Raw genomic sequence first — 11,115 nt, 5'->3', positions numbered from 1 at the left:
GAACTCAACGCTATGGCTGAGCGAGAAGGTTTTCCGGTGTTTTATCTAGGTGCAAAAGATGATGTTGTCACCAAAACCGGCGAAGTGATGCAGGCTCAGCATCCTCAGCTTACTATTGCAGGTACACATCACGGTTATTTTTGGGATGATGAGCAGGCGGTGGTTGAGCAAATTAAAGCTTCTGGTGCACGTTTATTATTTGTAGCGATTACATCACCTAAAAAAGAAAATTTTATCAACCGCTGGAAAGATGAACTTGGTGTTGATTTTGTCATGGGAGTAGGCGGTACCTTTGATGTGGTGGCCGGTAAGGTGAGCAGAGCACCCATATGGATGCAAAGGAATGGATTAGAATGGTTATACCGTGTTATCCAAGAACCAAGGCGCATGTGGAAACGTTATTTAGTGACTAATTCTCAATTTGCTTGGTTGCTTGTTCAGGCTAAGTTAGGCTTTTTAAAAGATACTAAGCATAATAACGTTTAAACGATTTATTTAGGGTTTTCTAATGATCCCAATTATTCTTTCTGGCGGTTCCGGCACACGTTTATGGCCGCTGTCACGTACGCAATTTCCTAAGCAGTTTTTACCGTTAAATTCTGATAAAACCATGCTACAAGAAACGGTCAAGCGTCTTGATAAAGTCGATACAGTTACTGTTATCTGTAATGAAGAGCATCGCTTTTTAGCGGCAGAGCAAATGCGCCAAATTTCACAGCCGTGTTCTATTTTTCTTGAGCCAGTAGGCCGCAATACCGCACCCGCTATTGCGTTGGCCGCGTTGGATGCGGTTGCTAAAGGGAAAGGAGATGAGGCGCTATTAGTATTAGCCGCCGACCACGTTATCGAGAATGAGCAAGCCTTTCGGGAGGGCGTTGCAATGGCTGCCCCTTTAGCTGAATCAGGCCAGTTTGTTACCTTTGGTATTGTGCCATCGTGTGCAGAAACCGGTTATGGCTATATTAAGCGCGAAGATAAACTAACAAGTGGAAGCTACCCGGTAGCGGCCTTTGTTGAAAAACCCAACGCCGAAACGGCAGAGGCTTATGTTGCCTCGGGTGAGTATTACTGGAACAGTGGCATGTTTATGTTCCGCGCCGATCGCTATTTAGAAGAACTCGGCAATTTTCGCCCAGATATTCTTTCTGCCTGCCAAGCAGCGATGCAAACAACCGCAGCTGATTTCGACTTTGTCCGTGTCGATACTGAGGCTTTTAAAGCCTGCCCCGATGAGTCAATCGACTATGCTGTAATGGAGCCGTTAAGCAGTGTGAGTGGAGTCGGTGAGAACAGTGCCGCTTCTGTTGTGGTTGTGCCGTTGGATGCCGGTTGGAGTGATGTGGGTAGCTGGTCTGCGTTATGGGATATCAAACAAAAAGATGAGCAAGGTAATGTGTTGTCGGGCGATGTGATTGCACATGATACGCGTGGTTCATTAGTGATGTCTGATGATCGCTTGATTACAACCTTAGGTGTTGATGATCTTATTATCGTAGATACCAAAGATGCTTTGCTCGTTGCACACAAAGATAAGATTCAAAATGTAAAAGCGATTGTTGCAGAGATTAAAGAAGGCGACCGCTCGGAGCATTTTCAGCACCGTGAGGTGTATCGCCCGTGGGGCAAGTATGACTCGATTGATACGGGTGAGCGTTATCAAGTTAAACGCATAACGGTTAAGCCAGGGGCTAAACTGTCGGTGCAGATGCATCATCACCGTGCTGAGCATTGGATCGTTGTTTCAGGAACCGCAAAAGTAACGGTTGATGGTGCTGAGAAGTACGTCACCGAGAATCAGTCTGTGTATATCCCGATTACGGCAGTGCATGCACTAGAAAACCCCGGCAAAGTGAATCTGGAGTTAATTGAGGTGCAGTCGGGTGCGTATTTAGATGAAGATGATATCGTGCGTTTTGAAGATCGTTATGGCCGAGTTGGCAAGTAACCTATCGGTTATATGAGTTTTACGGAGTAGAAATATGGCAGTTTTGGTAACAGGCGGCGCTGGCTACATTGGGAGCCATACAGATATATTATTGCTAGAAGCTGGCTTTGATGTGGTAGTGCTGGATAACCTCTGTAATAGCCACCCTGAGGTGTTTAACCGCATCGAAAAAATTACCGGTAAGCGCCCTGTGTTTGTAGAAGGCGATATCCTCGATAAAGCAACATTAGATAAAGTATTTACGGATTACCGCATTGATGCAGTTATTCACTTTGCTGGCTTAAAGGCGGTTGGTGAGTCTGTTTCTAAGCCTGTTATGTATTATCAAAACAATGTGGCGGGTTCGCTAAATCTATTTGAAGTCATGGCTCAGCATAAGTGTAAAAGCATTGTGTTTAGCTCGTCTGCTACGGTTTATGGTGATCCTGCCACCGTGCCTATCCGTGAAGATTTTCCGCTATCGGCAACAAATCCTTATGGCCAGTCTAAGCTGATGATCGAGAATGTGCTGCGCGATATTGCTTTGGCTGATCCTGAATGGCAAATCTCTATTCTTCGTTATTTTAACCCGGTGGGTGCACATGTTAGTGGTTTAATTGGTGAAGACCCTAACGGCATCCCTAATAATCTCATGCCTTATGTTGCACAGGTAGCCGTTGGGAAGTTAGATAAACTTAATGTATTTGGTGATGACTATCCCACGGTGGATGGTACAGGCGTGCGTGACTATATTCATGTGGTGGATTTAGCCGCAGGGCACCTAAAAGCGTTAGCTGCGCTTTCTATCACAAACGCAGAAGGCTCTTTTACACATGGCTGCCAAGTGTATAACTTGGGAACCGGCAACGGTTACTCGGTATTGCAGGTGGTGAGCGCTTTTGAGCAAGCCAGCGGCTGCCCTGTGCCTTATTTTATAGCCGAGCGACGAGCCGGGGATATTGCAACCTGTTATGCCGATCCAGCCTACAGTGCCGATAAACTGGGGTGGGTTGCTGAGTTTGATATGGTGCGTATGGTGACGGACCATTGGCGTTGGCAGTCGAATAACCCTAACGGCTATAAAGATGCTTAGTTAAAAAAGGTTTAGAAAAACACGGAGGTTACATGGTATCTATTCAACATCACGGTGCAGTACAAGGAGTGACGGGTTCGTGCCATCAAATGACCTTATCAAGCGGCGAAGCCGTACTGGTTGATTGTGGCCTGTTTCAAGGGGCTGAGTCGGCAAATAGGGAGCTAGGTGAGAAGCAGATAGATTTTCCGCTTGATACTATAAAAGCACTTGTCGTTACTCATTGCCATATTGATCACGTCGGGCGTATTCCGTTTTTATTAGCCGCCGGTTTCAATGGCCCTATCTATGCCACGGAAGCGACTGCACATTTGTTGCCATTGGTGATAGAGGATGCCATTAAAGTAGGCGTCTCTCGTGATAAAAACCTGATCAAGAAAGTGTTGCAGCGTCTGCAGCAGTTACTAAAACCGATTCCCTATGATGAGTGGTTTGCAGTGGAGGGCTTGCCTAAAACACGCGGGCGCTTTCGTGTTGCGGGCCACATTATGGGCTCTGCCTATGTAGAGTTTGATGCACAAGGCCAACGAGTGTTATTTTCGGGTGATTTAGGGGCGCCTCATTCGCCATTACTGCCTGCCCCAAAATCTCCTTATAAAGCGGATATTGTTGTTATAGAAAGCACCTATGGCGACAAGCTACATGAAGGCCGTAAAAATCGACGTAAATTATTGAAGTCAGTTATCGAACGCTGCCTAAAAAACCAAGGCACGGTACTGATACCGGCGTTTAGTATTGGTCGCACTCAAGAATTACTCTATGAAATAGAAGAGATTATCCACCGTGCTTCATGTTCATCTAATAAAAGCCCGTGGGAAACCATCGACGTTATTGTTGATTCGCCTTTAGCGGCGAAGTTTACACAGCACTATCGAGATCTGCGCGGTTTGTGGGATGCAGAAGCACGTAAGAAGTTAGCCGCTAATCGCCACCCGTTATCATTTGAGCAGTTAATTACTATTGAGAGCCACCAAGATCACATGAAGTTGGTTCAGCATCTTAAATCTACGGGGCGGCCATCCATTGTGATTGCCGCCAGTGGGATGTGTGCAGGTGGGCGTATGCAAAACTACCTTAAAGCGTTGTTGCCTGATTCGCGTACTGAAGTGTTGTTTGTTGGTTATCAAGCGAAAGGTACTCCGGGGCGTGATATACAAAAATATGGGCCGCAGGGTGGCTATGTGTTCTTAGACAATGAGCGCATTGATATCCGTGCAGGCATATTTACTATTAGTGGTTATTCAGCGCATGCTGATCAAGCTAATTTGGTAAATTTTGTTAAACGCATTTACCGTAAACCAGTCGAAATACGCGTTGTGCATGGTGATGAAGAGGCCAAAGAGGCGTTGGTGAAAAAGCTGCAGGCCGTAGTGCCTGATGCAAACGTATGGATTCCGCATGAATAACGCTTTATTGCAGCATTATTATCAGTGAGTACTCGCTTGTTTTCTTCTGGCTGGTTTCGTTGGGGTATTTTTTTACTGTGTGCGGCTCTTGTTGCATACGGTATTTTTAGGCCAACCCCACTGCAGTTTCTTAATCAGTCGGATAAAGTCGGGCATGTACTGGCTTTTTTAGGTTTATCACTCACGGCATGGATGGCTTTTAGGCAGGCTAGATGGTTTTATTTTTGGCCGGTGCTGTTCGGGTTAGCACCATTGCTAGAGTATCTGCAGGGTGAGCTTCGCCCTTTGCGGGTGTATAGCATAGACGATAGCTACGCGAATTTGGCTGGCGTTGCTATCGCTTTGCTCTTGGTTGTTTTATTAAAGGTTATCGTCCGATTCCGTAATAGGTAAAGCCAAGGCTTTCTAGCAGTTCTTTACTGAGTAAATTGCGGCCATCAATGATCAGCGGTGCCTTCATGCGATCTTTCATTTCATCATAATTTGGCGATGCATATTCTGGCCATTCGGTCAGCAGTAGCAGTGCGTCTGCTTTATTAAGTGCTTCATATTTATCGTGATAGGTATGCACTTGTGGGTGCTCGCCATAGAGTTTTTCAATATTCTCCAGTGCTTCTGGGTCGTGTATATGGATATTTGCCTGCTGTGCAGTGAGTGCGCTAATGATTTTTAGGCTGGGTGCACAATCCAGTGCAGCGGAGCCTGGTTTAAATGATACACCCCAAATAGCTATATTGAGTTTATGGATGTCACACTCATAATGGCGCCAAAGCTTGCGAAAAGGCTGTTCTTTTTGTTTTTCGTTTTCTTGTAATACGGTATCAAGTAGTTGTGATTGGCGCTTTTCAGAGAGCAGGTTAGCCAGCCCTTTAATGGTCTGAGAAAAGGTGTTACCACCAAAACCACAGCCCGGAGATAAGTAATGGTGGCCAATACGCGGGTCGGCTCCTAGGCTTTGCTTAATAACATCAATATCGACGTTTAGCTGCTCTGCTAAGTTGGCCAACTCATTGATGTAGCCTATCCGTAAGGCCAGCATGCCCGTGATGGACAGCTTGGCAAATTCGGCTTCTTTGGGTGTCATCACTAACAACTGTTCAAGCTGGCTACTAAAGGGGCGTAACAATGAGCGTGTTAGCATGGTGGCCCATTCGTTTGTGCTACCAAAGGTAAGGGACTTAGGTTTATGTATGTTTTTAAGTGCCTCACCTTCCGAAATATTCTCAGCTAGATAAACCACCACTTGATCTTTGTCTATATCAAGAAGTGTTTGTAACTTATCGGTGTAACCTACACCAAAATGGCTTTGGTTGATGATGAGCACTTTATCAGAATGATGTTTAGCAATGTGCGCAACGGTATTTTGTGCTTGCTCAAACTCAGCAGGGTTCATGCTAAGAATGTGTGTTGCAATCACTACCGCAGACTTGCTTTGAATCATCTGCAGGTTTTGTTTTTCAAACTGCTGCTCGATAAGATCTTTTAGGCCGGGCTCGTTACTGATGCTGCTGCCCATCATAATAACAGGGTCAGTGATTTCAGTGTCGTTGACGATATAAACATTATTGCCCGATTGTGCCAGCATACCTGCTGTTGCCCATGCGGTTAGTTCTTGTCCCCAAATAGCGATGTTCATTAATGTGACTCCTGCTCGCTTTGTCTCTGTTGAGAAAGAATCGCACAGAGTAGCCCTTCAGTTGAGCTATCAAATGGTGAGGATGATTGTTCATTGGTTAATGGCTTTAAGAGATCGGTTGCCATTTTTTTACCAAGTTCCACTCCCCATTGGTCAAACGGATTAATATCCCATATAACCGATTGCACAAATACTTTGTGCTCGTATAGCGCGATAAGTTGGCCAAAAGAAAAAGGCGTTAACTCGTTAAATAATAAGGTGGTACTGGGCTGGTTGCCGCGATAGCGCTTGTGAGTCGGTGCGGTGTCGTTACCGGCAATGGCGGCGTCTCCCAATGCCAGTAAGCGTGATTGTGCTAGGCAGTTCGCCAGTGATAGCTGGTGTTGTTGTTCAAGCTCAGTGCTATCAAAACCGCCGTAACGCCTAGCCGGTGCAATAAAATCACACATAACGGACTCGGTACCCTGGTGGAGTAACTGATAAAACGCGTGTTGTGCATTAGGGCCTATTTCACCCCAAAGAATCGGGCAGGTGTGGTAATCAATGACGTTCCCTTGGCGGTTCACGTTTTTGCCATTGCTCTCCATTTCAAGTTGTTCGAGGTAGGCGGGTAAGTGGCTTAGGCGGCCATCGTAAGGGAGGATCGCGTGGGCATGGATATTTAAAAAGTTGATATTCCAAATACCAATCATGCCGAGTTGCACCGGGAGATTTTTTTCAAAAGGCGCATGTTTAAAATGCTCATCCATTGCATGCGCACCACTGAGCATCTCTTTAAAGGCGGCCATCCCAATATGCAAAGCGATGGGGAGGCCAATAGCCGACCACATGGAATAGCGCCCGCCGGTCCAATCCCAAAAATTTAGTTGGCTGTTTTTGGGGATGCCCCATAGGTCCATTTTATCTGCACTCGCCGAAACACCAATAAAATGGCGGCGGTTGAGTAGGTCGTCTTTAACACCGCTGGCTGATTTTAACCATTGGCGTGCCGTGTTCGCATTAGACAAGGTATCAATAGTAGTGAATGATTTAGACGAGATAATAAAGAGGGTGGTTGCCGGCGATAGCTGATTGAGTAAGTTGGCTATCTGGCTACCATCCATCGATGAAACAAAGTGAACCTTAAGCTGGTGGCTAGTTTCTGGCTGCGCATCGATTAATGCGTTACATGCCATAAGAGGCCCTAAATCTGACCCGCCCACACCAATATTAACGATGGTATCTATAGGCAGGCCAGAGTAGCCACGCCACTGCCCTGCACGGATGCGCCCTACCATGCTGCTCATGTGTGCGAGGTTGGCATGCACATCAGCAACTATATTGTGCTCATCGAGTAGTAATTGATTGTAATACGGTTGGCGTAAAGCGGTGTGCAAGGCTGGCCTGTTTTCTGACGTATTGATTTTATCGCCTGAAAAGAGTCGTTCCTTCCACTGATCTAGTTGGCAGTCTTGCGATAAATCTTTTAATAGTGATACGGTTTTTTGAGTAATACGTTGCTTAGAAAAATCGAGCAATAGTCCATCATGGCTAACGCTGAATGTTTCGAATCTGCTGGTTGGCTCAGGTTTGTCTGTGTAGCTATCCTGCAAAAACAAATCCCGTAGATGCGTTGTTTGCATGCTATTGGCATGCTCTTTTAATGCTTCCCAAGCTGGCAGATCTTTTACACTCAAAATTCCATCTCCTATCGATAAATCAGGGAGCCCGCCGTATTTATAGGCTTAGCGGGCGATAAAGCAACAAATTAGTTGACGAGATTCTTGATAAACGCGTTAAAGTCATCACCTGTTTCTGGGTGATCTAGACCAAACATAACATTGGCCTGTAAAAACCCCAGCTTATTTCCGCAGTCATATGTTTTGCCTCGCATGCTATAAGCATAGGCGGGCGCTTCTTTAATGAGTTGGTCCAGTGCATCGGTGAGTTGGATTTCATTGCCGGCGCTGGGCTTGGTGTCTTGTAGTAATTCCATGACGCGTGACGGGAGAATATAGCGGCCTACAATCGCCTGATTAGAAGGGGCGTCTGCCTGTGCTGGTTTTTCTACCATGCCCACAATAGGTTGACTTTGCCCAGCTGTTAAGGGAATGCCTGCACAATCTACAACCCCATAGCGTTCTACATGCTCATATGGGACGGCTTCAACCATGATTTGTGCGGCGTTACTTTTGTGGTGCTCGGCCACCATGTCCTTTAAGTCGCACTGTTCTGCGTGGCTATTATGAATCAGCATATCAGGTAGCATGACTGCAAAATCATCATTCCCAACCACAGAGGCTGCACATAAAACGGCATGGCCTAACCCAAGCGGTTGATTTTGTCGCACTGCACAAATTGATACATCAGAGGGTATAATATCGCGTACTGCTTTTAGTAAGGACTCTTTGCCTTTGCGAGCAAGCTCAGCTTCCAGCTCATAATGCTTATCGAAGTGATCCTCAATAGATGATTTTCCACTACGCGTCACTAAAATAATCTCTTTGAAACCCGCGTTAATTGCTTCTTCCACAACATGCTGAATAACCGGTTTATCAACAACCGTTAGCATTTCTTTAGGAACTGCTTTACTGGCGGGTAGAACCCGGGTGCCTAATCCTGCGACAGGTATAACAATTTTAGTGAGCGCGGACATCCATATACTCCCATGGTTTATCTGGTCTATCGGTTCTTAAAAATTATTGCATTCTACCATGGCTCAGATGACAAAAACTTTTTCTTGATGCTTTGTGAGGTGATAAATAGGTGTTTGTTATCTTAACTGCCTAAATGGCTGTGCTGGCCGTGCAGGGCTATGAATCTTACGTGATTACAGATAAAATCTGTAGCGGCTTTGCAGTGCGGTACGGCTATGCTTTTTTATTGTTTTTAACAATGATAATAAAGTCAAAATAGTCGATGTTGCCAAAGTATAAAATGACTGGATTGTCATTATTAAGTAAAGAGATAATAGGAGTTATCTTAAATGGGGTTTAAGCACGCATACACGTCGCTATTGGGCACTTCAGCTATTCTATTTTCCATACCTGTTCATGCTATTGATCCTGCTTCTGTTTCTTTAGGGCCTGTATCTATGGTGCCTACATTTACTGTGCAAACCGGCCATGATGACAACATATTTTTAACCTCGACAGGTGAAAAAAGTTCAGCGGTGACTGTTATTAATCCAACGGTTCAATTTATTGCTGAAGAGGGTGCGAGTGCCTATAAAATAACCGCCGATGTAAGTCGCGGTATTTATCATAGTAGCAGTAATGATAATTATACCGATGCGCAGCTTCGCGCAGATGCGCATCTGGTTTTTGATGTGCGTAATAAACTCGACTTATTAGCCGCTTATGTTAAAGCTCATGAGGCACGAGGTACCGGCTTAACAGAAGGTGCCAATGCCACTGTTAATAGTGCACCGGTTGAACTGGATGAAAAAAGAGTGGGCGCAACCTACACATACGGTGCCAGTGAAGCACAAGGGCGTATTGTGGGTAAGCTCTCTTATACCGTGCGTGACTATAACAATTTTCGAAACCTAACACGTAGCCGTGATCGCGATACGTTAAGTACAGGCGTTACTTTTTATTATCGTGTTATGCCCAAAACCTCATTGCTGCTTGAAGCTCGCAGGATAGATACCGATTATCAAAATGACATGGCGGGTATCGCTAGCTTGGACAATAACGAGTGGAAGTATCTTGTGGGTGCCGAGTGGGACGCAACCGCTAAAACCTCGGGTGTTGTTAAAGCAGGTTATGCCCAGAAACAGTTTTCTGATGCTGGCCGAGATGATAAAGGATCATTTACATGGGAGGCCGAAGTCAGCTGGGCATTACGCACCTATTCTGTTTTTGTGTTGCGCACAGGGCAAGAGCTAGAAGAATCAAACAGTGCTGATAGTTTTATTGATAGCCGTTTTGCAAGCCTAACATGGGGTCATGCATGGAATGATCGTATGAAAACAGCATTGGCTTATGATTTTACTAATGAAGAGTATGATTTAAGTGACCGTGAGGATGATACGCAGAGTTTCTCTACAGGGGTCTCTTATGATATTCGTCGTTGGTTAACGTTAGCGTTCGATATTGAGCATGTTGAGCGTAACTCAAATCAGGCTGCATTTAATTACGATAACAATAGTGTCTTCATGGGCGTGCAAGGTTCTTTATAGCTGTGGCTTGAGAGTTTTGCTTGTTTGGTTTGATAGGGGTAAAGGTTAAAATGTGGCATCGTGTGTGTTGTTTGTTGTGTCTGTTTGTATTCAGTCAGTTTTCGTATTCTGCCGATGTTCTTCAGGTTGCAGAAAGCGCTCGTTCGGAAGGTTTATCTGATTACCGCTTAGGTTCAGGCGATTTGCTCGGCATAAAAGTTTTTGGTGAAGATGATCTAAGTGTTGAAGTGCGAATGAGTGATGCTGGCACAATCTCCTATCCTTTTTTAGGCGAGTTGCGTGTTAAGGGGCTAACGACGGGTGCTTTGGGAGATATGTTAGCTACTCAGCTAAGGGATGGTTATTTAGTTAACCCAAGTGTTAGTGTGACGGTGCTTGAGTATCGTGAATTTTATATCAATGGTGCTGTTAAAAAACCCGGTGCTTATCCTTATCAGCCTGGGCTTACACTGCAGCGCGCTGTATCAATGGCGGGTGGTTTTACGGAGCGGGCTTCTTCTAGCAAGTTTTATCTTGCTCACGAGAAAAGTGCATCCGATATCAAGCCTGACAAAGTAAAGCTAAACGCGCGCATCGTTCCTGGCGACGTTATCACTATCAAAGAAAGCTTTTTTTAATACCTGCTTATTTACCGAGTATGAAATAGAACATGGATATTCAAAGAGAACAGGGTGCGACGGATCGTTTGTTGCAAGAAGATGTCATCGATTTACGCCAATACTGGCAAACAATAATGCGCCATAAGTGGGGTATTATTGGTTTTGCATTTTTAGTGACCTTGCTAGCTGCTTTGGTGGTGACCTCATTAACCCCTATTTACCGAGCGACAGCAACGCTATTGATAGAGTCTCAGCAGGCTAATATCGTTTCTATTGAAGAGGTATATGGGCTGGA

11 protein-coding genes are annotated in these 11,115 nt (G+C 45.2%); 8 read left to right on the top strand and 3 right to left on the bottom strand.

Annotated elements, in window-relative coordinates:
• The 5 genes from QZZ55_RS17170 to QZZ55_RS17150 all read left to right on the top strand — a co-directional run.
• On the top strand, positions 1-486 hold a 486-nt coding region (locus tag QZZ55_RS17170; protein WP_293268653.1), incomplete at its 5' end, for a WecB/TagA/CpsF family glycosyltransferase.
• Between the two features lie 22 nt (positions 487-508).
• Positions 509-1,945, top strand: a complete 1,437-nt coding sequence (locus QZZ55_RS17165) for a mannose-1-phosphate guanylyltransferase/mannose-6-phosphate isomerase (RefSeq protein WP_293268652.1) — start codon at positions 509-511, stop codon at positions 1,943-1,945.
• Between the two features lie 34 nt (positions 1,946-1,979).
• Positions 1,980-3,017, top strand: coding sequence for a UDP-glucose 4-epimerase GalE (gene galE, locus QZZ55_RS17160; RefSeq protein WP_293268651.1), 1,038 nt, complete (start codon positions 1,980-1,982; stop codon positions 3,015-3,017).
• Between the two features lie 32 nt (positions 3,018-3,049).
• Positions 3,050-4,423, top strand: a complete 1,374-nt coding sequence (locus QZZ55_RS17155; protein ID WP_293268650.1) for an MBL fold metallo-hydrolase — start codon at positions 3,050-3,052, stop codon at positions 4,421-4,423.
• 24 nt (positions 4,424-4,447) lie between these two features.
• Positions 4,448-4,816 carry a VanZ family protein gene (locus QZZ55_RS17150; RefSeq protein WP_293268649.1) on the top strand — a complete coding sequence of 123 codons (369 nt, stop codon included), beginning with the start codon at positions 4,448-4,450 and terminating at the stop codon, positions 4,814-4,816.
• On the opposite strand, the gene QZZ55_RS17145 is transcribed toward QZZ55_RS17150, so the two are convergent.
• From QZZ55_RS17145 to galU, 3 genes are all read right to left on the bottom strand, one after another.
• Positions 4,791-6,059 (bottom strand): nucleotide sugar dehydrogenase, encoded by a 1,269-nt coding sequence (locus QZZ55_RS17145; RefSeq protein ID WP_293268648.1) that lies wholly within the window; start codon positions 6,057-6,059, stop codon positions 4,791-4,793. The two genes, QZZ55_RS17150 and QZZ55_RS17145, sit on opposite strands and share 26 nt — an antisense overlap.
• Positions 6,059-7,735, bottom strand: coding sequence for a glucose-6-phosphate isomerase (gene pgi, locus QZZ55_RS17140; RefSeq protein ID WP_293268647.1), 1,677 nt, complete (start codon positions 7,733-7,735; stop codon positions 6,059-6,061). Before pgi ends, QZZ55_RS17145 begins: the two co-directional genes overlap by 1 nt.
• A 71-nt stretch (positions 7,736-7,806) precedes the next feature.
• Positions 7,807-8,694, bottom strand: a complete 888-nt coding sequence (gene galU, locus QZZ55_RS17135) for a UTP--glucose-1-phosphate uridylyltransferase GalU (RefSeq protein ID WP_293268646.1) — start codon at positions 8,692-8,694, stop codon at positions 7,807-7,809.
• A gap of 330 nt (positions 8,695-9,024) precedes the next feature.
• On the opposite strand from galU, the gene QZZ55_RS17130 reads away from it, so the two are divergent.
• The 3 genes from QZZ55_RS17130 to QZZ55_RS17120 form a co-directional block, all read left to right on the top strand.
• Positions 9,025-10,221, top strand: a complete 1,197-nt coding sequence (locus QZZ55_RS17130) for an outer membrane beta-barrel protein (RefSeq protein WP_293268645.1) — start codon at positions 9,025-9,027, stop codon at positions 10,219-10,221.
• Positions 10,222-10,271: 50 nt separating this feature from the next.
• Positions 10,272-10,838 (top strand): polysaccharide biosynthesis/export family protein, encoded by a 567-nt coding sequence (locus tag QZZ55_RS17125; protein WP_293268644.1) that lies wholly within the window; start codon positions 10,272-10,274, stop codon positions 10,836-10,838.
• A 32-nt stretch (positions 10,839-10,870) separates the two neighbouring features.
• The coding region (locus QZZ55_RS17120) for a Wzz/FepE/Etk N-terminal domain-containing protein (RefSeq protein WP_293268643.1) at positions 10,871-11,115 on the top strand (245 nt) is incomplete at its 3' end.

This window comes from Neptunomonas sp., assembly GCF_016744175.1.
In the GTDB taxonomy this organism is placed as follows: domain Bacteria; phylum Pseudomonadota; class Gammaproteobacteria; order Pseudomonadales; family Balneatricaceae; genus Neptunomonas.
The sequence above is the reverse complement of the archived record's forward strand: the minus strand, read 5'-3'. Positions and strand labels throughout refer to the sequence as shown.